General features: G+C 35.1%; 20 protein-coding genes, 8 tRNA genes, 2 rRNA genes and 3 pseudogenes (1 of these 33 cut by a window edge). 8 read left to right on the top strand and 25 right to left on the bottom strand.

Annotated elements, in window-relative coordinates; translation table 11 throughout:
* Positions 1 to 33: 33 nt before the first annotated feature.
* From THEBR_RS02240 to THEBR_RS12750, 7 genes are all read right to left on the bottom strand, one after another.
* Positions 34 to 1,674: a carbon starvation CstA family protein gene (locus THEBR_RS02240; protein WP_012269010.1), complete on the bottom strand. Its 1,641-nt coding sequence runs from the start codon at positions 1,672 to 1,674 to the stop codon at positions 34 to 36.
* 18 nt (positions 1,675 to 1,692) lie between these two features.
* Positions 1,693 to 2,205 (bottom strand): DUF8052 family protein, encoded by a 513-nt coding sequence (locus tag THEBR_RS02235; RefSeq protein ID WP_003868479.1) that lies wholly within the window; start codon positions 2,203 to 2,205, stop codon positions 1,693 to 1,695.
* Positions 2,206 to 2,530: 325 nt separating this feature from the next.
* Positions 2,531 to 2,606, bottom strand: a tRNA-Lys gene (locus tag THEBR_RS02230).
* Positions 2,607 to 2,609: 3 nt separating this feature from the next.
* A tRNA-Tyr gene (locus THEBR_RS02225) sits at positions 2,610 to 2,695 on the bottom strand.
* 216 nt (positions 2,696 to 2,911) lie between these two features.
* Positions 2,912 to 3,286: a class II SORL domain-containing protein gene (locus tag THEBR_RS02220; RefSeq protein ID WP_003868478.1), complete on the bottom strand. Its 375-nt coding sequence runs from the start codon at positions 3,284 to 3,286 to the stop codon at positions 2,912 to 2,914.
* A 21-nt stretch (positions 3,287 to 3,307) separates the two neighbouring features.
* A complete protein-coding gene (locus THEBR_RS02215) occupies positions 3,308 to 3,802 on the bottom strand; it encodes a ferritin-like domain-containing protein (protein WP_003868477.1) in 495 nt (164 codons plus the stop codon).
* Positions 3,803 to 4,155: 353 nt separating this feature from the next.
* Positions 4,156 to 4,287, bottom strand: a complete 132-nt coding sequence (locus tag THEBR_RS12750; RefSeq protein WP_286882031.1) for a cation transporting ATPase C-terminal domain-containing protein — start codon at positions 4,285 to 4,287, stop codon at positions 4,156 to 4,158.
* Positions 4,288 to 4,375: 88 nt separating this feature from the next.
* Between THEBR_RS12750 and THEBR_RS12595 the strand changes: the two genes are divergently transcribed.
* The 8 genes and pseudogenes from THEBR_RS12595 to THEBR_RS02180 all read left to right on the top strand — a co-directional run.
* On the top strand, positions 4,376 to 4,510 hold the full coding sequence (locus THEBR_RS12595; protein WP_013570784.1) for a transposase: 135 nt from the start codon (positions 4,376 to 4,378) through the stop codon (positions 4,508 to 4,510).
* Positions 4,511 to 4,566: 56 nt separating this feature from the next.
* The gene (locus THEBR_RS02210) at positions 4,567 to 4,842 is read left to right on the top strand and encodes an IS3 family transposase (RefSeq protein ID WP_012269009.1); all 276 of its coding nucleotides are present in this window, start codon (positions 4,567 to 4,569) and stop codon (positions 4,840 to 4,842) included.
* Positions 4,806 to 5,633, top strand: a pseudogene (locus tag THEBR_RS02205) (IS3 family transposase); the annotation flags it as partial. The gene THEBR_RS02210 and the pseudogene THEBR_RS02205, both read left to right, overlap by 37 nt.
* Positions 5,634 to 5,726: 93 nt before the next feature.
* Positions 5,727 to 6,293: pseudogene (locus THEBR_RS02200) on the top strand (IS256 family transposase); the annotation flags it as partial.
* Positions 6,294 to 6,432: 139 nt separating this feature from the next.
* Entirely contained in the window at positions 6,433 to 7,014 is a 582-nt protein-coding gene (locus THEBR_RS02195) for a DUF6431 domain-containing protein (protein WP_013570782.1), read from the top strand.
* Between the two features lie 136 nt (positions 7,015 to 7,150).
* Positions 7,151 to 8,476, top strand: coding sequence for an IS481 family transposase (locus tag THEBR_RS02190; protein ID WP_012269005.1), 1,326 nt, complete (start codon positions 7,151 to 7,153; stop codon positions 8,474 to 8,476).
* Between the two features lie 16 nt (positions 8,477 to 8,492).
* On the top strand, positions 8,493 to 9,293 hold the full coding sequence (locus tag THEBR_RS02185; RefSeq protein ID WP_012268840.1) for an ExeA family protein: 801 nt from the start codon (positions 8,493 to 8,495) through the stop codon (positions 9,291 to 9,293).
* Positions 9,294 to 9,427: 134 nt separating this feature from the next.
* Positions 9,428 to 10,164 (top strand): annotated as a pseudogene (locus tag THEBR_RS02180) (IS256 family transposase); the annotation flags it as partial.
* A 204-nt stretch (positions 10,165 to 10,368) separates the two neighbouring features.
* Here THEBR_RS02180 and THEBR_RS02175 read toward each other — a convergent pair.
* The 18 genes from THEBR_RS02175 to THEBR_RS02095 form a co-directional block, all read right to left on the bottom strand.
* Positions 10,369 to 10,662 carry a hypothetical protein gene (locus THEBR_RS02175; RefSeq protein ID WP_012269003.1) on the bottom strand — a complete coding sequence of 98 codons (294 nt, stop codon included), beginning with the start codon at positions 10,660 to 10,662 and terminating at the stop codon, positions 10,369 to 10,371.
* A 134-nt stretch (positions 10,663 to 10,796) separates the two neighbouring features.
* Positions 10,797 to 11,576 (bottom strand): hypothetical protein, encoded by a 780-nt coding sequence (locus THEBR_RS02170; protein ID WP_012269002.1) that lies wholly within the window; start codon positions 11,574 to 11,576, stop codon positions 10,797 to 10,799.
* 405 nt (positions 11,577 to 11,981) lie between these two features.
* Entirely contained in the window at positions 11,982 to 12,200 is a 219-nt protein-coding gene (locus THEBR_RS02165) for a UPF0236 family transposase-like protein (RefSeq protein ID WP_244261797.1), read from the bottom strand.
* A 608-nt stretch (positions 12,201 to 12,808) separates the two neighbouring features.
* A complete protein-coding gene (locus tag THEBR_RS12360; RefSeq protein ID WP_013570781.1) occupies positions 12,809 to 13,792 on the bottom strand; it encodes a radical SAM protein in 984 nt (327 codons plus the stop codon).
* A 17-nt stretch (positions 13,793 to 13,809) separates the two neighbouring features.
* A complete protein-coding gene (locus tag THEBR_RS12355; RefSeq protein WP_012269000.1) occupies positions 13,810 to 15,009 on the bottom strand; it encodes a radical SAM protein in 1,200 nt (399 codons plus the stop codon).
* Positions 15,006 to 15,767, bottom strand: a complete 762-nt coding sequence (locus tag THEBR_RS02150) for an ABC transporter permease (RefSeq protein ID WP_012268999.1) — start codon at positions 15,765 to 15,767, stop codon at positions 15,006 to 15,008. Before THEBR_RS02150 ends, THEBR_RS12355 begins: the two co-directional genes overlap by 4 nt.
* 4 nt (positions 15,768 to 15,771) lie before the next feature.
* A complete protein-coding gene (locus tag THEBR_RS02145) occupies positions 15,772 to 16,566 on the bottom strand; it encodes an ABC transporter permease (protein WP_012268998.1) in 795 nt (264 codons plus the stop codon).
* Positions 16,563 to 17,549: an ABC transporter ATP-binding protein gene (locus tag THEBR_RS02140; protein ID WP_012268997.1), complete on the bottom strand. Its 987-nt coding sequence runs from the start codon at positions 17,547 to 17,549 to the stop codon at positions 16,563 to 16,565. The genes THEBR_RS02145 and THEBR_RS02140 overlap by 4 nt, the downstream gene beginning before the upstream one ends.
* Positions 17,515 to 17,766, bottom strand: coding sequence for a hypothetical protein (locus THEBR_RS02135; RefSeq protein ID WP_013570779.1), 252 nt, complete (start codon positions 17,764 to 17,766; stop codon positions 17,515 to 17,517). The genes THEBR_RS02140 and THEBR_RS02135 overlap by 35 nt, the downstream gene beginning before the upstream one ends.
* Positions 17,767 to 17,865: 99 nt before the next feature.
* Positions 17,866 to 19,152 (bottom strand): tetratricopeptide repeat protein, encoded by a 1,287-nt coding sequence (locus THEBR_RS02130; protein WP_012268996.1) that lies wholly within the window; start codon positions 19,150 to 19,152, stop codon positions 17,866 to 17,868.
* A gap of 254 nt (positions 19,153 to 19,406) precedes the next feature.
* Positions 19,407 to 19,481, bottom strand: a tRNA-Thr gene (locus THEBR_RS02125).
* 29 nt (positions 19,482 to 19,510) lie between these two features.
* Positions 19,511 to 19,586: transfer RNA gene (locus tag THEBR_RS02120), tRNA-Phe, on the bottom strand.
* 9 nt (positions 19,587 to 19,595) lie between these two features.
* Positions 19,596 to 19,672: transfer RNA gene (locus THEBR_RS02115), tRNA-Asp, on the bottom strand.
* A gap of 25 nt (positions 19,673 to 19,697) precedes the next feature.
* Positions 19,698 to 19,773 (bottom strand) — tRNA-Ile (locus tag THEBR_RS02110).
* A 9-nt stretch (positions 19,774 to 19,782) separates the two neighbouring features.
* Positions 19,783 to 19,857: transfer RNA gene (locus tag THEBR_RS02105), tRNA-Glu, on the bottom strand.
* 6 nt (positions 19,858 to 19,863) lie between these two features.
* Positions 19,864 to 19,938: transfer RNA gene (locus THEBR_RS02100), tRNA-Asn, on the bottom strand.
* 9 nt (positions 19,939 to 19,947) lie between these two features.
* A 5S ribosomal RNA gene (gene rrf, locus THEBR_RS11635) occupies positions 19,948 to 20,099 on the bottom strand.
* Between the two features lie 32 nt (positions 20,100 to 20,131).
* Positions 20,132 to 21,737: ribosomal RNA gene (locus THEBR_RS02095) — 23S ribosomal RNA — on the bottom strand; it runs 1,743 nt beyond the window's last position.

Raw genomic sequence — 21,737 nt, 5'->3', positions numbered from 1 at the left:
CTTAAAAAGCCTGCCCTGCGGCAGGCTTTTTATCTATTTTGCTACCCCTTCTCTTCTGTTCTTTCCTGTAAGCACTCCATATGTTTGAAGTATTAATAGTATAGCCAGGATAAACAGCAGGACGGCAAATAACACCAGTATATAGTTACCAGAAGCAATATTAGATTGAATCAGAAGTACAAGGGCTGTCAAAGTAACTATAAACATAAATATCATAGGGATAATGAGCATTTTATTGTTCCTACCTGCATTGGCAAGCCATGCAGCCACTGCCAGCAGTGCTACCGCTGCGAGGAGCTGGTTAGCCGCACCAAATATAGGCCATATAGCCTTCCAGCTTGTAAATGCAAGTACAATAGAAATAACCACAGTGATTACAGATGCCACATACCTGTCACTAAAGAATTTAGCCACAGGGTTAGAAGATGCCACTGTCTCTCCAGACTCCGATATATTTTCAAAAAACTCCTGGAAGGCAAACCTGCCGAGCCTTGTGGCTGTATCCAGCGTGGTCATGGCAAATGCAGACACAGCAAGGGCAGCAAAGGTCTTTCCTACAACCTGATTTATACCAAAGCTGGCCATGAATGTACCTAATCCATCAGCAAACACATTGGTTGGACCAAACTTAATAAGCTCTGCAAACTTATCTTGAGTAAGATACGCTGCGGTAATTATAGAAATTATGGCTAAGGTGCTCTCTATAAGCATAGAGCCATAGCCTATTAACTTAGCATCCCCTTCTTTGTCCAGCTGTTTTGCTGTGGTGCCGGAGGCCACCAGTGAGTGGAAACCGGATATGGCACCGCATGCTATGGTAATGAACAGGATCGGGAAGAGATACTGCGTACCAACCTTAAAGCTTGTAAACGCTGGAAGTTGAATCCTCGGGTTATAAAGCAGTATACCAACAACACCGCCAATCATCATTCCATAGAGAAGGAAAGAGTTCAAGTAATCCCTTGGCTGCAGGAGTATCCATACAGGCATAACTGATGCAGCTACTATATACACGGCAAGGATGATTATCCATGTGGTCTTAGGCAATGATAACGGGGCTATATAACCTATCCATATAGATAACGCCAAAGCCGCCACACCCAACACGGTACTCAAGCCAAGTGGTGCATTCCTTCTGTATACAGCAAATCCAAATACCACGGCAAATAGTATAAAAAGCAGTGAAGCAGTGGCTGCCTGGGGTGTAGAGACAAAAGTATCAGCCACTATGTTTGTAAAGGCTGCAACTATGAGTACCAGTGTCGACCAGGAAAACAAAAGAAACAACCTCTTTGCTGTCAAGCCAACATTTGCTTGTATGATATCACCTATGGACTTGCCCTTATGCCTCAATGATGCAAGAAGTGAACCAAAATCATGGGCTCCACCTAAGAATATACCGCCTAAAAGAATCCAGAGTGTTGCTGGTACCCATCCAAATATAGCGGCTTGTATAGGTCCGTTTATAGGACCGGCACCGGCTATGGATGCAAAGTGATGGCCCAGAAGGACAGGTGCCTTTGCAGGGACATAGTCCACGCCATCATACATGGTGTGTGCAGGGGTATTATTGTCTGGCTGCAAACCCCACTGTTTTGCAAGCCAGCCTCCGTAAAAGATATAAGCAAGTACAAAAAGAATAATAGCACTTATCAGTAAAATTATTGCACTCATTTAAATGTTGCCTCCCTTTTATTTATAATTGGGCTTTGGCATAGGAATCATAAAATCCTTTATCACCTCTCTTCCCTTCCTGTTTGCCACCACCCTATTGGAAGCAATGTCAACGCCTACAAGTCTTATTTCTCCCCAGCCTTTTATTCCAAATGTGAAGTATCTTGTATACCTGTAATCTTTAATAAATTTCTCCACATTCCTGTTAATACCTCTATCAGTTACCATTACTCCGGTCAATATGGTGCACATATGCTCCGTATGAGGTTTAATGAGGACTTCAACCTGCTCTTTCAACCATGTGCCAAACTCTGCTGCATCATCAAGCTTTAGATTTTCATAATATTTCACGAGCCTATACTCATGGGTCTCGTATGCATCCAGCACATCTATCAAAAAGTACCTCTCATTCCTCATATGAAACTCTGCATATATATCCAGAAATCTACCGTTTAATTCATAGTCTCTATACACATCATAGTAAACACTATGTTTCTTTTCCAATAAATCTAAATATTCTTCCTTAACCATTTATATACACCCCGCAAGATTATTATCTTCTTTATGTATATAGTCTACATAGTTATAGAAATTCCTTCATTATTTTAAAATAAAATTCGGTTTAACCTATTGTCCCTATAGCAAAATCACTTCTCTTTCTTTTTTTTATTATAATCGTATTTAAAGCTCTAATATCCATATTTTAAAACCTAATCATGATAAACCGTAATATCAATTGCTGCATGGTTACGTTATCATTATAGCACATATTCCGATAGTGTCAAGATACTTTAGGATAATTTTACACTATGATAAAAAAACAGCTATCTAAAAAGATAACTGTTTTTCTCATAACTGGTGACCCATCCGCGACTCGAACGCGGGACACCCTGCTTAAAAGGCAGGTGCTCTACCTCCTGAGCTAATGGGTCATATGGTGGAGGGAGATGGATTCGAACCATCGAAGGCGATAGCCAACAGATTTACAGTCTGCCCCCTTTGGCCACTTGGGTACCCCTCCACATTTTTAAGACAATAAAAAGTTTTACTCTAAAACTTTAAGAAAAACCACGTAGCTTATTTTATCATATAGAGCCCTATTTGTAAAGGGCTTTTATGCAACTATTTTTATGTTAAAATATGTGAATGATTCTATAATTTGATTTACTCCTTTCATTAAATTAGCAACAAAGGGCTTTCATCTGGATAAATTTAAAGATGAAAGCCCTTTGATATTTTACTCAACCTCTATCTTTTTGCTATTCTCCCACAAACCGTGTATATTGCAGTAACTTGCCGCATAGATTGTCCCTGATTTTTCAACTTTAAACTTTATTGTCAAGTCGGGTTCTGTAAACACTCCATACTCTCCGTGAGATGTGAAATTGTAATTACCTATCTCAACAGGGAATTTATCTCCTTCACCATGAAAATACACTTTAATCCATTTGATGTGATGTTCTAGCGTATTTGGATGTGGAATTTCTTCTCCTATATTAACTCTTAATTCAACTACCTCTTCTTTTTTGACCTTGTCAGAGATATGTATGACAGGAACGTGTTTTTCTCCTTTCCAATCTCCACTTTGATATAATGAACCAAATTTCTCCATAAATATCCTCCTCACTTTTTATTATTTTTTATTCATCATATCCATGTCTTCTTTTAAGTTCTCTAAATCTTCTTCGTGCTCTATCTCATCTTCTAATATCTCTAAAATTAAATGATATGTCACAGGATCAACATCTTTAAGTTCTGACAACATTTTGTTGTAAACTTCTATAGCACATTGTTCTCCTTTTATATTTTGCTCCAAAATAACTTTAACTTCAGGATTGTCTGGCGTATCATAACCGCAATTGGTAAGCTTATACCAATCCTCTGGTTTTAATATAGGTGTTCCACCTAATTGAATGATGCGCTCTGCCAACTTCTCAGCATGGCTTAATTCCTCTCCTGCATGCTCACTTAGTTCAGCAGCTACTGCTCCACTCATTGGCCCTCTTACAACTTTTGCCCCAATCCAATACTGATAATAAGCCAACCATTCATCAGCTAATGCTTTGTTTAAAAATTCAATTATCTTGTCAACCTCTTTTCCCACTATCTCTCTTCCCTTTGTTCCCATATAAACTCTCCTTCCCACATATTTTTAGTTTATTCTTTTATCTTTAGCTTGTGTAAACTGAATTTAAAGCTATCTTCAAATACCGTCTATTTATATTGATACAGCATTTTTTTCTACTACATCCTTGTTTTTCATTATACCACAACTTTATCCCAAAGTCAAAAAGCTCTAAAAATTTTATATTTAACATATATTTAACAAAAAATTATAAACTAACTATTTTCTTTTAAAAGAAAGTCATAAATAATAGTCTGGTACTTACCCCATTGGATTAAAAGATATAAATAAAATAAAAAAAATAATGGAGATGAAATTATTCTCAAAACCACCCCCATTATTTTCAACAATCAACCTTACCTTTTATTTTTAAAAAATTTAATTACTTCCATTACTAAAAGAGGTACAATTGACATTGCAATAATTATATCCCAGTCATAAATATTAATATTTCTAAGTCCAAATATAGTGTTTAAAGGAGTTGCAATTACGATAACTTATCTTGCTGGCCCCTCAAGAGAATTGGACTAAAACGCATAACATGATAAAATTTCTCTTGAAGGGGGGGGTAAAGCAATGGCATCACATAAAAACTTTACCATTGAAGAAAAACTTGCTATTTTAGCAGAAGCAGAAAGTTCTTCTACTACTAAGATTGCTGTGTGTAGAAAATATGGTATATCAAAAGCTGGTGTTAGTATATTATTGTAGACACTTTAACTCGAACAGGATAAAATAAAAATATAAAGAGAGGAAGTGTCTACAAAATGCCAAGAGGACAAAGAAAATATAATGATGAATTCAAGAATACTATAGTAGAGTTGTATAACCATGGTAAAAGTCTAGCAGAGCTTTCAAGCGAATATGGCATCTCAAAATCCACAATATCAGGTTGGTTGAAAAAAGCAAAACCAATAAATATAGACAACAAAGGCACAACAATTACAGCAGCAGAATATCAGGCTATGTTAAAGAAGATGGCAAGGCTTGAAGAGGAGAATGAAATATTAAAAAAAGCCATGGCCATATTCGTAAAGGAGTAAACTCTATATTTGAGTTTATTGAGGAAAATAAAAAATATCATGATGTTAAATTAATGTGTGAAGTTTTAAAAGTTTCAAGGAGCTCCTATTATAAGTATCTTCATAAAACAGAAAGCAAAAGGAGTAGAGAAAACAGGATGTATGAGGAAGAAATAATGAAGATATATGAAGAAAGCAAAAAGCGTTATGGAGCTCCCAAAATTCACAAAATGCTTGTAAATAAAGGCTATAATATAAGTCTTAAAAGAGTCCAAAGACTTATGAATAAATTAGGTATAAAATCTATAATTATCAAAAAGTTTAAACCTTACAGTTCTAGCAACAGAGTAGAAGAAAGAGAAAACATTTTAAATAGGGATTTTTCTACCACTACGATTAATCAAAAGTGGGTTACTGATATAACATATATTTATACTGTTAAGGATAAATGGTGTTACCTTGCGACAGTAATAGATCTTTATACCAAGAAAGTCATTGGCTATGCGTTTTCTAAAACGATGGATACAGAGCTTGCTATTCGTGCTGTAGAAAATGCCTATAATACTCAAAAGCCACAGGGAGAGCTTATACTCCATAGTGATTTAGGTTCACAGTATACAAGCACCAAATTTCAAGAATATATATTATCCAAAGGTAACATAAAACACTCATTTAGTCACAAAGGATGCCCTTATGATAATGCATGTATAGAATCTTTTCATGCTTCTTTAAAAAAGGAAGAAGTAAATTTAGCTACTTACCATGATTTTGATACTGCCAGACTTGCTATATTTGAGTATATTGAATCTTGGTAGAGACTGTAAAAAATTTTGTGTAAACTGATTAAAAACCTCTTTCTTGGTAAGAATTAGAATATATACAAAACCAAGAAGGAGGTTTTAAAAATGTCACTATTGACAAAAGAACAATTAAGAAATTTCATTAGTGAAAACAATATTCAATCTATTCCAGACCTTTATACATCATTAAAAAACCTTTTTAAAGATACTATTCAAGAAATGCTTGAAGCAGAACTTTCAACAGAACTTGGCTACGAAAGATATGACAAAAAAGACAAAGATACTCAAAATTCAAGAAATGGCTATACTCAAAAGACGGTAAAAACTCAATTTGGTGAGATGGAAATTGATATTCCAAGAGACAGACAAGGAGAATTTGAACCTAAAATAGTTCCAAAATACAAAAGAGACATATCAGGAATTGAAGAAAAAGTAATAGCTCTATATGCAAGAGGAATGTCAACAAGAGATATTCATGACCAGATAAAAGACCTGTATGGAATAGAACTATCTGCAGAAATGGTAAGCAAAATAACCGAAAGAATAGTACCAGAAATAAAAGAATGGCAATCAAGGCCATTAGAAAAGATATACACTTTCATATTTATGGATGCCATCCATTACAAAGTAAGAACAGACGGTCATATTATCAATAGAGCAGCTTATGTAGTGTCATTTCTCAAATTAATTTAGCCCAAAACCGATAAAATTTTTCAGATTAAATAATCTTGTGATAAAATTAATGCTAAAGGAATTTAAAAAAATTTTTTTCAGATTCCTTTAGCATTAATTTTAATTGGAGAGGTTACTTATGCAAATAGTTTTCCATGTTGATAACATTGAAGAGTATTTACGAAAGGGCAAAGATTACAATTTCCCTGCCCCGCCAGATAGATGTCCTTATCCCGATTGCAAGTGTAGAGTAAAACTAAAAAAGCACGGGTTTTATTACCGTTACTATTTAGATGGACCTAACTGTATAAAAATAGCCATAAGAAGATATATATGTCCTGTGTGTAAAAGAACTCTTTCCTACCTTCCTGATTTCTGTCTTCCCCATTTTCAGTATTCTTTCAATATGATTGTAAAGTCTTTAAAAGAGACACTTACAAGAGAAAAAACTCTCAGTTCTTTCATAAGTGACTTAAAAAGAAACTTTCCCACCATACTATTTTCAAGACAGCATATATATTTTTACACCAAAAGGATAATGAATAATTTAAGTTTTATCATATACGGATTAAGGCAAATAGACCCTTACATAAAGTTATCTGAGACTGACTCACAAAGAGAGAGGGCCAGAGAGATTTTGGACATAATAAGCATTGTACCACTCTTTTCCCAACGGTTTTATGCTCATTGCCAAAAATCATTTCTGGCCTCTCTCACATAATTTTAGCATTAAATCCGAAAGATTTAAATAAAAATTTTGATTTTTTCTTAGCAACATAACTTTTTCCTTTAATGTCCCCCAGGTATGAGCTAAAATTACGATTAAGAAATCAAAAAAGTGAAGGGGGAACATATAAATGCTTGATGAAAAAGCGAGAGAAGCTATAGCATTAAAGAGATTTTCACTGATAAGTCCGGTGCTAAACGGACAGGTAAAAAATCAGAAAGAATATTTTGATGCTCTTTCCGATAAACCTATTGAGATACCTTATCTTGGAATGAGAAGATATACTCCCAAGACACTTAGAGGGTGGCTATATCAGTATTTAAGAGGCGGTATAGAAGCGTTAAAGCCGGGTTATCGAAGCGACAGAGGCAAATACAGAAAGATAAACTTTGAACTTTCAGAGAAAATAAAGCAAAAAAAGCTTGAACATCCTGAAATGCCAAACAAACTTCTTTATGAGACATTGATAGGAGAAGGAATAATCTCACCGGATAAAGTATCCCTTTCGACATTCTATAGGTTTTTGAAAAACATTCCTGTAAAATCTTTAGATAAAGAAAAAGAGGGTAAAACAAAGAGATTTTCCCATGAATTCATCAATGAACTGTGGCAGACTGATGTCATGTATGGGCCATATATTAAAGAAGGTAAAACAAAGAGACAAACGTACCTTATTGCATATATAGATGATGCTTCCAGGCTGTGTACCTATGCTCGCTTTTACTATACCCAGAATTTTTTAGCTTTAAGAGACTCATTTAAAGAAGCAGTGCTAAGAAGGGGAATACCCAAAATGCTCTACACTGACAATGGAAAGATATATAGAAGCACTCAATTTGAATATATATGTGCATCATTAGGTACATCTCTTATTCATGCTGAGCCCTTTTCACCTCATTCAAAAGGGAAAATAGAAAGATTCTTTCATACGGTGAGAATGAGATTTTTAAGCACAATAGATCCTACATCCATAAAGAGTATAGATGAGCTCAATATGATGTTTTTTAAATGGCTGGAGGATGATTACAACCGAAAAGAACATAGCAGTATTGGCATGAGTCCTTTAGATTTTTTCATGTCTCAAATATCAAGGGTAAATATGTGTGGTGACATAGATATGTTGAATGAATGTTTTCTCATAAGAGTAAATCGTAAAGTAAACAAAGATGCCACACTTAAAGTGGAAAATATACTTTACGAAACAGAAGAAAAGTTTAAAGGTATGCGCTTAGAAGTCAGATATGACCCGCAGTGGCTTAAGGATAATACACCCCTTTTACTTTTTCATGAAGGCAAAAAAGTAGGGGAAGCGTATAAGGTAAATTTTCATGAGAATGCTAAAATTCCTGTAGAATATATCGAAGACAGAAAGGTTGTAAGCGAAAATGAAGATACTGTGGATTTTGCTGCAAAACCTAATCCCCCAGTAATATCCTTTAATGATATCATTGATTAAAAAAGAGGTGTTTACAATGTTTACCCAATATTTTGGAATGAAATTTAATCCATTTTCTAAAGAGATAAGTGTAAATGACCTTTATATAAGTGAAGACATTGCTGAATTAAATGCCAGGCTAAAATATTTACAAGAAACAAGGGGTATAGGACTTATCGTTGGGGAGGCGGGTTCAGGCAAATCTACCGCATTAAGAAGATATGCTGAAAGCCTCAACCGTTCTACATTTAAACCATGTTACTTTGCTCTATCTACACTCACAGTGAGAGAATTCTATCAAGCATTGGCTATGATTTTAGGCGAAACCCCCTCATACAAAAAAGTAACGCTCTTTCACCAGATACAAAGAGCGATAACAGAACTTTACTATAGCCAGAAGATAACTCCTGTCATAATATTAGATGAAATACAACTGGTTTCTAATGATGTTCTTGAAGATTTGAGAATAATATTTAACTTTAATATGGATTCTCAAAACCCGTATATACTGATACTTTCAGGACAACCACACATAAGAAACAAACTAGCCTTGAATGTAAACAGTGCACTAAGGCAAAGAATTTCTATAAAGTATGTAATGCAAGGGCTAAAAAAAGAAGAAATTCAAGATTATATAAAAACAAGAATGAAAATAGCTGGAGTGATGGATGATATATTTACACCATCGGCATATGAAGCAATATATTCTCTAACAAAAGGGCTGCCAAGGATAATAAATAACCTGGTAACGGCTTCTCTTCTCTATGCGTATTCTAAAAGGCTAAGAGAAATAGATGAAGAAGTAATATACCAGGCACAAAATGAAATCAGTTTATGAGAGTAGTAGCTTTCGCTACTCTCATTTTTTATTATACTTCAATTAACCCAAATTGCCAATAACAGATATTAACATATTTTGGCGGTTATGCTCTTAAAAAGTGAAAAAAATTTTTAATCAGGCTGTGATAATTTGAGAAAAAATACTTTTATGCACTTAAAAAATGCCATTATAATTTGAAAATCTTTGGAGATTTAATTTGAGAATTGACAATGTAGTATTAGGGGTAACGATAGAAGGCATAAAAGATGTATTAGGGATTTGGATTGGAGAAAATGAGAGTTCAAGATTCTGGCTTGGAGTATTAAATGAGCTAAAGAACAGAGGAGTAGAAGATGTTATAGTATTTTCTGTAGATGGATTAACAGGGATAAAAGAAGCAATACAAGCAGCATTTCCAAAATCAGAGATACAAAGATGTATAATACATCAATTAAGGAACTGCTTCAAATATGTGTCATATAAACACCTTAAAGAATTCAGTAAAGATTTTAAAGCAGTATATCAATCAGCTAATGAAGAAATAGCAAGGGATGAATTTGAGAAATTAAAAAACAAATGGCAGAATCTATATCCTTATGCCATAAAGAGTTGGGAGAATAACTGGGATGTATTAAGTCCATTTTACAAATTCCCTGAAGAAGTAAGGAAAATAATGTATACAACAAACATAATTGAAGGATTCCACAGGCAGTTAAGGAAAGTTACAAAATCAAAAACAATATTTCCATCTGATGAAGCATTAGAAAAAATGCTATACTTAGTAACAATGAATGTATTAAAGAAATGGACAGTGAGGTATAAAAACTGGGATATAGTATTAAATCAATTAATCATAATGTATCCTGGAAGACTTGAAAAATACTTATAGGGGGCGAAGCCCGAAAAAATTTTTTCTCTAGAACCTTTGAATCCCTGGGTCTTCAAAGGTTCTAGAGAAAAGCTTACAGTATCCCTAATTAAATATTTTAACCAAAATTATTCACTTTCATGCATAAGATGTAGAAAAAAGGTTATACTAAAGATTGATCAAATAAAAAATGTTAACTGATTCTTGCTGAGAAAGAGGATAAAATTAATCTAAATACACAAAATATTTTTCACTCCCATATTGACATAAATCCACAAGTTTTTCTTCATTTATTTCATCAAATTGTAAGTATAATTCTTTACTTAAATATTGTAATTCTTCTTGGTTCAATTTTTTAATAAATATTTCTACATCTTCTTTAGAAGTAGGCAAAGATATTAAAGATTTAGTAATTGAATTATACAAAAGAGTTTCTTTATTATCTACTGGTATTTTAATTACATATTTGCTTAACAAGATTTTTTCACCCTCCATTCTTGAATCTTGACCTGTCTTCAATACCTGAATTCCCTTCCTCTGGTCCTGGCCGTAAAGGTTATTCTTATGATACAATGTTTAGAGCTTTTATCTTTATGCAGGCTGAAAAATTCGGCAAATTTCTGATCTTGTAGACTACTTCCGCAATAATCTTATTATCGCTCATCTTTGTATTTTGTAGCTTCGATATTACTAGAGCTCTTCCTTCTTACTGGATTTTTCACTGCTTTATTAATGAGTTTGCTCATGAGTATTTGACCACTATCTTTAAAAATCAGCTCTGCTATAGCTAATTCTTTGTATCCTTTCGCTTCTAATGTCAATATTTTTATCTGCTTATCATTCAATTTAATTTTAAAATCTTTTAATTCTTCCTCTTTTACTCGGTTTTCGTATTTATTTGCTATTTTTTCAGCTAACAATTTTATTACTATTGTTATTTCATCTGCAATTTTTTCATTAATTATTGATATATCTACATAGCCTACTATTTCTCCATTCTTTGTCGTTATATGTGAAGCAATGCAGTACCATTTCTTAAATATGTCACAATAGTGTTCATAAGCTCTGATATAAACTACGCGTTTTAATCTCATTGCCATTGAAATTGCATTTGTCCCACAGCTCTCTTCTTTAAAGGATACGCCCGGCCTAAAACCTGAGTCTTTTACATATTTTTCTTCTTCTATACTGCATTTTACTTCCAATAAATATCCTTCAACATCTGCAAGTAAAAATAGATATTTCCCTCTTACCCAATTCTTTTCTGCACAACAGCGAAAGGTATCTGTCAGTTTTTGGTTTTTTTGTATTTTTACCTCTAAATCTTGTATATTTAGACACACTAGTGGTTTATTTATTGAAAAAGGAAGTCCTATTTTATTACATTGCTCATAAAAAGAAATTAATTCTTCTTGTGAACATAAATACTCCATCCTTATCATCCCCAAGTTATGTTCTCTTTTAAACCTGTATAAAGTTAAAATTAAATTGGTAACTTTGTATATATTTCTTCTGTTGATGCACCAATTAAGTTTTAAAAACTGTCTTATCTATATTAACGAAAGTAAATAGTGATAATTGCAATGCCTCTAAAGTCCTGCCCTTGAGCCAGCTGAAGCATGTCCCATATGTGGCCATTTGTCAACGGCTCTCCCCCAGAAATCGTCAGCCAAAGCCCATCCATCTCCAAACACTCTATAAGTTGCCGTGCATCTGGCAAAATACGATTAAACTATTCCACTGTCATAACTTGTGGGTGAATTGGTTCATTGTAGCACGTTTGGCAAGCAAGATTACAAAGAGTAGTAATCTCGATATCAAGATTGAAGAGGTGTCCTCTAGCAAACTTCTGTATATGTGAATTCCCCAAAAATGCTTATTACCTGCTTCGCTCTAAATCCTACTACTTCCCACACTCTTTTGCCTCGGTCTTCCATCAACTTTTTATCCATCTCTTCTGCTGCCCACTCAAGAAGTTGTCTTGATACTTTTTGTGTAAGTTCATGTATCCCTTTCTCCAGTTCATAAAAATCTTTACTCTCCCTTATTATTCTCATTAAACCTTGAATAAAAAGCAGGATTATACCCACTATGTGTCAATATCTAATAACATATCAGACCTCGCCTTCCTTTGATTTGATTTTTGGTTTTTCCCGGTGAGGTCTTTTTTCTATATTCATACCTCATTTTCCTGCATTGTCACCTACTGAAATTTTACACTAACACTGGGAGTATTTTTAGTCTTACATAAACAGCCGAGGTATTTAAAGCAAGATAGTTCTCTACTTCGTCAAATAACAAGTCATGATCTAAGGATGTTCCTCATCTACTTTCATGAGCTATTCTTTCATGACCTTTTAAACCTGATGTTCTTTTGGAGAGGATCTCTACAGGAAAATGTGCCTTCTCACCCGAGGTATTTAAGGAATATTACGTTTTCTGTGCAATAAACAAAGTTCTTTGTTGTAAACTTTTTATTAATTTTTATCACTGCAAGGCTTAAATGTAAAATCAAAGTTAATCAGAGTCTCTTTATGAAAACTAGATAAGTTTTAATCTTATCTTGATATAATGTTTTTTCTATTAACAGGATAATAGGTCAATTTCCCCTTGCTGTCTTTGGAATAGTAATGTACTACCAATTATGGTATTTTAAATAAGAATATTAAAGTACATTTATATTCTCTAATTCTAAATCACACTGAGAAAAATTCAAGTTTCCGTATTTAGCTCTTATTAATTCGAAATCTTCACGACCTTTACAAAGATAAAAAGCATGGCACCTAGCACACTCTGACTTAGACAAGTTGCGTTTTAAGGGAGGAATGACTATGTTCTTTGCATTATTTGCAGAAATTTCACAAATTAATTTCCCTGTTAGCAATGAGTAAACATTTCCATCATAATGAATATATAATTTGTCTTTCTCTAAAACTATTAAGTTGTCATTTTTTACATAATGTCCAAAATTACTTTTTATATTTGAATAAGTTTTGAGAAGTTCAATAGGTATCGAAATTGTTATAAATTTAGGATTGTTTTTTTCGAGGAATTCGTACATATAATAAATGTAGTCGTAGATATACTTTTCGTCAACCAAATGAAAAGCTCTCCCTTTTTTAATAAGACTACTTATTGATATTTGTTTCACCCCCAGAGATTTGTAAAAATTATAAATTTCTTTAATATATCTTACATTTTCTTTCGTTAAAGTCAAGTTTGCTCTCAATTGAATACCATTATTAATAAGCTCTGTGATTAAAGCGTTTAGTTTGCTCCAATCATTTCTTCCACTTATAATCTCATGAAGTTGTGGATTGTGTGCATAAATAGAAACCTGAACCACATCTAATATAGAAAATGATTCTTTTAAGAGTTCAATAAACTTCTTATCGATAAGAACTAGGTTTGTTAACAAAGTTATCATATGACCATCTTCTTTGAGATCCTGAATCAATGGAGCTAGTTCTTTTTTTCTAATTAAAGGTTCGCCACCTGTTATTTGTATATGATAATTATTTCCTTTTAAAAACCTAACCAGTTGTTTATAATCAAACCTTTTATTGATATCTCTTTGTGGCCCCCCAACCTGACAGAAATTGCAATTTCCATTACATTCTCTTGTCATTCCAATAATTACTTCAAACATTCCTTTACTTATCTCTTCTAATTCATTAAACACTTTCTTCTTATAGATTCTTCCTCTGACAGTGGTGTATTATAATTAAGTATATATTCTATTTTGTTGTATAGTTCCATCATTAAGCATTTACCTGTATAAGATGATTCAAAGTCGCAATTATAATATTGGTAGCATTTTTCGCACGTAGCGTAATAATATTTTTTGCCATAGGAAAGAGCTATACGGAAAGCTTCCTCTATTTTTTTATCTTCGAGCGAAATATAAATCTCTGGAAACCACCCTATACCGCATGTGCAATTTTCATGGGAAATGCCACATACAAATTGATGGCTCAGAAACTTGTTTTTCATTTTTTTACTGTTATCATAAACTTCTAAAATATCTTCATATTTAGAACCAATATAAGATAACGGAATTAATTCACTTGGAAATGTAATTGAATGCTCTTTAATATTATTAAACTCCCTGCTGCTTACTACCTTTATCAACGCATCAACAATCTCAATACACAATCTTTCATCAATTTTGTCTTTTGCTCGCCCAAAAGGGAGAACCGGATTAATATGTAAGCTTTCAATCCCTTCATTAAATACATACTTTACAATATCCATTATACTTTTATAATTATATGGAGAAATAGTTGTATTTACTTTTATTTTTATATTTTTCCTCTTTAAATACTTTATGTTACTTAGAATAACAGCCAAATTTGTACCCTTTCTTAACAGCTCATGTTCATTTTTGTCAATACTATCAATGCTTGTTTGTATGAAAGAAAAAGGTCTTTCTTCAAGAATTTCTACTATTTTTAATCGTTTATAATCTAGATCCAAAGCTAAATTTGAAAAAAGCCCAAATATTACACTTGTGTCGTAAAAAATTTCTAAATATTCCTTGCACCTGGTTGGAAACAATAATGGCTCTCCACCTGATAAAATGAAAACAACCGGAGGATTATTCTCTGACAATTCAACTAGGCGTTTCTTTAACAAAGGATTCGCCTTATCAATCTCCCCACTCCAAAATTTTTTAGATTCAGAGCTACATAAAAGGCACTGTCCGTTGCACATTGATGTAACAGATAAGCTTAGATATAGAGGATATGAGGGTTGAATTCCTTTTTCAATGTAATATTCTGTTATAGTATCAAATATCTTCATCCCTCCAGTTAAAATAATATTACTGTGTTTACAATATTTTAAATATTCTAAAATCTTGTTCATAATTCTCCTCCTGACTGGTATTTTTTCAGCCCTTGGCAAAGGATAATTTTTAAAACCAAATAATATAGTAAGGGGGATAAATAACACCATATATTTTCATATATACTGCTCTTACCAAGGGCAATCCTTGCAGGAATTGCACTAAATAAGAAAATGGGAATCGCATATATGAGAAGATTGCGGAGGATTTTTGGAAAAACTGTATCGGGTTTTTCTGCCATTGTTAAAAGCTGCAGGACTATTGCTGAAATTGCCTCAGACCTTAAACCTAAAAGAGTGAAACTGTAAACTATAAAGAATAAAAGTCCCATTAAAATAGAAGCACTAAAAATAGAAATGATATAAGGTATTGTCAATTTAATTCCACATAGTTTCAGACAGTATATATTTAGAAATATTAACAGTGGAGTTGAAAGAGCTGCAGGGAAATTTAAGTTTTTTAGTACAATGTATTTTATGAGAGGCTGAGGTTTTAATAAATCAAAATCAAAGTATCCTGTTAAAACAGACTGACCAAATTTAGAAACTGCTTCTGCAAAAAAGATAGCATATATGTTGTTTACTAAAAAGAAACAGGTTATGTAAAAAAGAATCTGTTCCCTCCTGTAATCGCCAAAGACAGTAATTCTCTGTGTAAGTAGATAATAACCTAAAAATATTGCAGTGTATAAAGATAGGTCTGCCAAAAACCAGCTGATTAAATTTGCTCTGTATTGAATTGCTTTTTTAATTGAAAATTTTACAGATTCAATTAGCATGTTTTCACGCCCCATGAGAGGTGTATTTTTTTAGCCCATTTTTTACGAGTAAAAATACAATTAAACCAAGTATTAACACCCAGATTAGAGAAATAAATAATCCTTTATTCACTATTTTAATATCAAAGCTATCATCACTTATGAGTTTTGCAGGTATGAAGGTCATATATGGAAAAGGGGTAAGTAGCATAAATGATTCTACTTTCTTAGGTAAAAGGTCTAGAGGAAAAATAGCACCTGAGAAAAGTCCTGTCAGTAAGTTTCTTACAGCAGCTATACCCCATATTTCTGTCAGCCAAAAGGATAATAAGCCTATTATAAAGGAAAATAAAGCATTGAGTAAAAAGCCGAAAGTTAATGTAATAGGTAGATATAATAGGCGGTTTGCCGGAATCTCAATCTTTGCCCAAATTGAAATTATAACAATTATAGGAAGATATACAATTGTAAATTTAGCAAGGCTTGAGGTTAAGTAACTGTATGAAATACTTGTAAGATAATCTATAGGCAGTAAAAGTTTTTGACCAAGTCTATAAGTCTTTATATCTCTTTCAATGTCATGTTCAGCGTGGATCTGTGTAAACAAAAGTATTATATTGGAAATTATTATATAAATCATCATTTCTTTTAAGCTGTAGTTTATAGGGTTTGTTTCAATCAAGGCCCTCCAAAGAAAGAAACTGATTATAACCGGCACGATTAATGAACTTAGAAGTTCTCCTATAATGTAGATTCTGTACATCAGGAGCTTTTTTATTGAGTACTCAAAATATCCCATGAAAGTATACAAAGTCTTCATTTCTCTGCACCCTTATATAATGATTCTATTATTATGTCAAGAGTATCGTCATGAAAATTTATATTTGAAACTTCAATTTCATTTGATAAGATTTTCATTACATTTATCGTCTCATGAGGGTTAAACCTTATGAAGTATTCTTGTTCTTCATCTGCCTTTTCTACCTTATAATATTTACTGATTCTTTCAATGGCACAATTACTTGCATTAAACCTTACTTTTCTTATATTAGGTACCATGCTTTTTAATTTGTCAATTGTTCCATAGTAGAGCTCATGTCCTTTATGCAGTATGTATATATTGTCGCATAAATCCTCAATATCAGTTATATAGTGGCTTGTGAGTATTATGGATGCATTATATTTCTTTTTATAATTTTTTAGGTAATTTCTAATAGCCCTTTGGGTGATGAAATCCAATCCTAGTGTAGGTTCATCAAGAAAAACGATTACTGGCAGATGAATAAAAGATAATATTAATTCACCTTTCATCCTCTGTCCTAAAGACAGAGTTCTGACCTGTTTTTGCAGGTCTATTTCTGACAAGTTAAGTTCTTCTGCCATAGATTTTGTCCTAGAAATTGCTTCTTTTTTGTCAATAGAATAAATAGAGGCAAATAGTTTTACAGAATCAATGATGGATAAGTCTGGATCTAACTGCCCTTTTTGTCCCATTACTAATGATACTTTATTTCTATACTCTTTGGAGCGTAAAAATGGGTCTTTTCCTAATACCCTTATAATACCTTTATCTGCTTTAATTATGCCGGATACCAATTTAATTGTGGTAGTTTTTCCAGCACCGTTAAGACCAATTAGTCCAAGTATTTCTCCTTGATTTACAGTAAAAGAAATGTCTTTTACTGCTTGTATGTATTTGTATTTACGATTGAAAAAGCTTTTAACTGCATTTATCATGCCATTTTCTTTTATGTATACTTTATAAGTTTTACTGACATTTTTGACGATTATTTGGGGTTTCATTGTTTTTCCTCCTACAACAACGAGGATCAACTTCTTGTAATGTACCATATCTATCGAATATTAACCCTGGGCAACCGCCACCGCATAAAGGAAGTAATTCACATGAAAGACATATAACCCAGACAGGAGGATTTTCAAATGGAATTACAACAGCCATATATGTAAAAAGAATAATTCCTATCACTAATGTGAGTAATGCTTTAAGTTTTTTTATCATTTTCATTACCCCTCCTTTTTAATTACTAGTTAAACGTTTGATTTTATTTTAACATAAAAAATAAAAATACAATATATTTTTTATTTTTTTATTGCTTTTTTATTTAATAATTTCTCTAGCTTTTTGTAAATAATAACTGGAATTAGTTATATCGTTGTCTTCGATATACAATAGTGATAATTCTATGTAAACTTTTAGAACTTCTTTTTTATTACTTGTGCCTTGAAGTACATCTATCATCTTTTTATATATTTCTATGATAGCTTGTTTACTCCCTAACTGTTTGTACACTTCTATCAAAAGGTAACTGCCTTTTACTACATATTCTATGTCACTATTTCTGTATGATATTTCAAGACCTTCTTCTAATAAAGAGCGTGCTTCGTCATATAATTTCATTTTTATGTAGAGATTTGCTTTTTCGATTAAGGTGTGTCCCAGTAAATTTTCATCTTTCTTGCGTCTAATTCTCTCAGCCTTATTGAAATATTCTAGAGATTCTTTGAAATTATTTTTCTCCATATAAATTTCTCCAATGTTTGTATAAAGATAGCCTAGTAAATGATGTTCCTCATCAACTATTTCGCCAACCAATCTTTTGAATATTTCTAACGCTTTCTCATAATTTCCCATATCCCTGTAGCAGTTTGCCTTTATTGAATTTGCGTATATGTAGTGTACAAAATCCTTCTCTTTATCCCCAGTTGAGAGATATTTATCAATATAATCAATTGCGATAATTGGTTGACCAATACATCTATAACACAAAGCACTGTTATAAATCGCTTTATTTTTTATATCAATAGCATTAATTTCGTCCGCATATTCTATAGCTTTGTCAAAATATATTATTGCCTCAGAAAATTCTAGCATATTTACTTTACAAGCACCTAACATGTTGTAAGTATATGGCAATTGGTCTTTTATATTATTAAGTAGCAATATATCAAGGGCTTTATAATAGTTTGTAAATGCGTCTTGGTAATTACAACTACTATACATTATATCACCTATTTTTACGTATGCTAAAGCAGTTACTCTCTTTATTTTATATTTATCAGCAATTTCAAATATTTCTTTTAATTCGTTTAAATCTTCCAAACTTCTAATTTCTTCTAGCTTTTGAATACAGTAATATTCAGCTTCTTCTGCAGGAGTCATCAAAAGATAATTCCCATCTATATTTAAATCTATACCCAGCTCTTGAGCTCTTTTATTAAACTTATCTGCAATAATAGAAGCAGTTTCTTTACTCATGGTACTTCTGCCACTTTCAATCATACTTATAAAGCCTCTTGTAATATTTTCAGATTTTAGTTCTCTTTGTTTCATTTTGAGCATTTTTCTAATTTTTTTAACTCTTTCACCGGGTGTTAGAAATTCCATAAACATCCCTACCTTTTAGTAAAAAATGTGTAAATTAATACTGTACTGGATTTTGACTAGTCAACTTCATATTTTTCGTAAAATACTCTGCCTTGAATCGGATTCCTCTCCATTACTACCGTCCAATTCATTGTAATGCCTATGATTTTCAATGTCAAGAATAATCAATGTTAACAAGTGTAAATCTTATTTTAATTTCGCACACAAAAAGGGTATCGACACAATGTCGATACCCTTAAAATATGCATAAATACTGGAGCTGGCAGTGGGATTCGAACCCACGACCTGTTGATTACGAATCAACTGCTCTGCCACTGAGCTACGCCAGCAATAACTAAAACCTCCATAAAAAAAATTATGGTGCCTCGAAGTGGAATCGAACCACTGACACAGGGATTTTCAGTCCCTTGCTCTACCTACTGAGCTATCGAGGCATAACATAATGGCGACCCAAAAGGGACTTGAACCCTCGACCTCCAGCGTGACAGGCTGGCGCTCTAACCAACTGAGCTATTGGGCCGCATTATTATTTAATTTTATTGAAATGGTGGGCCTTCAGGGATTTGAACCCCGGACCAATCGGTTATGAGCCGACCGCTCTGCCAGCTGAGCTAAAGGCCCATATTTATTTGGTGACCCCGACGGGATTCGAACCCATGTTGCCGCCGTGAAAGGGCGGTGTCTTAACCACTTGACCACGGGGCCACGATTTGGCTCCTCAGGTAGGACTCGAACCTACAGCCTACCGGTTAACAGCCGGTTGCTCCACCATTGAGCTACTGAGGAATATTTTAATTCCGGCAGCGACCTACTCTCCCGCGAAAGCAGTACCATCGGCGCTGGAGGGCTTAACTAGCACCCCAGCCGGTCTTGCGACCGTCTGGGGGCCCCTTGTGGACCGTGTTCGGAATGGGAACGGGTGTTTCCCCTCCGCTATCGCCACCGGAAATCTAGACCCTCAAAACTGCACAAAGCCTTATCGGTCAAGTCCTCGACTGATTAGTACCGGTCAGCTAAGAGTGTTTCCACTCTTACACCCCCGGCCTATCTACCTCGTAGTCTTCGAGGTGTCTTACCCCTCTCGGATGGGAAACCTAATCTTGAGGCGGGCTTCACGCTTAGATGCTTTCAGCGTTTATCCCTTCCGAACTTGGCTACCCAGCTGTGCACCTGGCGGTGCAACTGGTACACCATCGGTTCGTCCACCCCGGTCCTCTCGTACTAGGGGCAGTGCCTCTCAAGTTTCCTACGCCCGCGACGGATAGGGACCGAACTGTCTCACGACGTTCTGAACCCAGCTCGCGTACCGCTTTAATGGGCGAACAGCCCAACCCTTGGGACCTACTTCAGCCCCAGGATGCGATGAGCCGACATCGAGGTGCCAAACCTCCCCGTCGATGTGGACTCTTGGGGGAGATCAGCCTGTTATCCCCGGGGTAGCTTTTATCCGTTGAGCGACGGCGTTCCCACTCACTGCCGCCGGATCACTAAGCCCGACTTTCGTCCCTGCTCGAGATGTCTCTCTCGCAGTCAGGCTACCTTCTGCCTTTGCACTCTTTCGCGCGATTCCCGTCCGCGCTGAGGTAACCTTTGGGCGCCTCCGTTACCCTTTAGGAGGCGACCGCCCCAGTCAAACTGCCCACCTGCCATTGTCCCTACGCCGGTTTCACGGCTATAGGTTAGAATTCCGGTAATCCCAGGGTGGTATCCCAACGTCGACTCCAGTAAGGCTGGCGCCCTACCTTCTCTGTCTCCCACCTATCCTGTACAAGAATTACCAAAATCCAGTGACAGGCTACAGTAAAGCTCCACGGGGTCTTTCTGTCCAATCGCGGGTAACTCGCATCTTCACGAGTACTACAATTTCACCGGGCCCCTCATCAAGACAGCGCCCAAGTCGTTACGCCTTTCGTGCGGGTCGGAACTTACCCGACAAGGAATTTCGCTACCTTAGGACCGTTATAGTTACGGCCGCCGTTCACTGGGGCTTCGGTTCAGTGCTCTCACACTTCCCCTTAACCTTCCAGCACCGGGCAGGCGTCAGCCCCTATACTTCGTCTTCCGACTTAGCAGAGACCTGTGTTTTTGGTAAACAGTCGCTTGGGCCTCTTCTCTGCGGCCTTTCGGCACTCCTTCTCCCGAAGTTACGGAGTCATTTTGCCGAGTTCCTTAATGAGGGTTCTCCCGCTCGCCTGTGGATTCTCTCCTCGCCTACCTGTGTCGGTTTGTAGTACGGGCACCTCAGGCCTCGATAGCGGCTTTTCTCGGCAGCTGCTTCGGTGGCTTCGCCTTCCGGCTCCCCTTCTCAGACCCCTGCCAGTACGCGGATTTGCCTACGTACCCTTCGGTGCCTGATTGAACGTGCCCTACCAACCGCACGCTCCACCTATCTCGCTGCGTCCCCGCATCTCTTTGCGGCCCTCGGTGGTACCGGAATATCTACCGGTTCCCCATCGCCTACGCTTTAAGCCTCGGCTTAGGCCCCGACTTACCCTGGGTGGATTACCCTTCCCCAGGAAACCTCAGGCTTCCGGCGGTAAGGTTTCTCACCTTACTCTCGTTACTCATGCCGGCATTCTCTCTAC

The organism is Thermoanaerobacter brockii subsp. finnii Ako-1 (assembly GCF_000175295.2).
Classification (GTDB): Bacteria; Bacillota; Thermoanaerobacteria; order Thermoanaerobacterales; family Thermoanaerobacteraceae; genus Thermoanaerobacter; species Thermoanaerobacter pseudethanolicus.
This window is presented reverse-complemented; position numbering and strand designations above follow the sequence as displayed.

Coding starts and splice junctions, on each gene's coding strand:
- THEBR_RS02215 (WP_003868477.1), bottom strand. CDS start 3,802: ATGGGAACAAAGGGAAGAGAGATAGTGGGAAAAGAGGTTGACAAGATA.
- THEBR_RS02135 (WP_013570779.1), bottom strand. CDS start 17,766: ATGATAAAAAAACTTAAAGCATTACTCACATTAGTGATAGGAATTATT.
- THEBR_RS02150 (WP_012268999.1), bottom strand. CDS start 15,767: ATGCTAATTGAATCTGTAAAATTTTCAATTAAAAAAGCAATTCAATAC.
- THEBR_RS02185 (WP_012268840.1), top strand. CDS start 8,493: ATGTTTACCCAATATTTTGGAATGAAATTTAATCCATTTTCTAAAGAG.
- THEBR_RS02165 (WP_244261797.1), bottom strand. CDS start 12,200: ATGAGAATAATAAGGGAGAGTAAAGATTTTTATGAACTGGAGAAAGGG.
- THEBR_RS02220 (WP_003868478.1), bottom strand. CDS start 3,286: ATGGAGAAATTTGGTTCATTATATCAAAGTGGAGATTGGAAAGGAGAA.
- THEBR_RS12355 (WP_012269000.1), bottom strand. CDS start 15,009: ATGAACAAGATTTTAGAATATTTAAAATATTGTAAACACAGTAATATT.
- THEBR_RS02195 (WP_013570782.1), top strand. CDS start 6,433: ATGCAAATAGTTTTCCATGTTGATAACATTGAAGAGTATTTACGAAAG.
- THEBR_RS02130 (WP_012268996.1), bottom strand. CDS start 19,152: ATGGAATTTCTAACACCCGGTGAAAGAGTTAAAAAAATTAGAAAAATG.
- THEBR_RS02145 (WP_012268998.1), bottom strand. CDS start 16,566: ATGAAGACTTTGTATACTTTCATGGGATATTTTGAGTACTCAATAAAA.
- THEBR_RS02235 (WP_003868479.1), bottom strand. CDS start 2,205: ATGGTTAAGGAAGAATATTTAGATTTATTGGAAAAGAAACATAGTGTT.
- THEBR_RS02170 (WP_012269002.1), bottom strand. CDS start 11,576: ATGGAGTATTTATGTTCACAAGAAGAATTAATTTCTTTTTATGAGCAA.
- THEBR_RS12360 (WP_013570781.1), bottom strand. CDS start 13,792: ATGTTTGAAGTAATTATTGGAATGACAAGAGAATGTAATGGAAATTGC.
- THEBR_RS02140 (WP_012268997.1), bottom strand. CDS start 17,549: ATGAAACCCCAAATAATCGTCAAAAATGTCAGTAAAACTTATAAAGTA.
- THEBR_RS12595 (WP_013570784.1), top strand. CDS start 4,376: ATGGCATCACATAAAAACTTTACCATTGAAGAAAAACTTGCTATTTTA.
- THEBR_RS02190 (WP_012269005.1), top strand. CDS start 7,151: ATGCTTGATGAAAAAGCGAGAGAAGCTATAGCATTAAAGAGATTTTCA.
- THEBR_RS02240 (WP_012269010.1), bottom strand. CDS start 1,674: ATGAGTGCAATAATTTTACTGATAAGTGCTATTATTCTTTTTGTACTT.
- THEBR_RS02210 (WP_012269009.1), top strand. CDS start 4,567: ATGCCAAGAGGACAAAGAAAATATAATGATGAATTCAAGAATACTATA.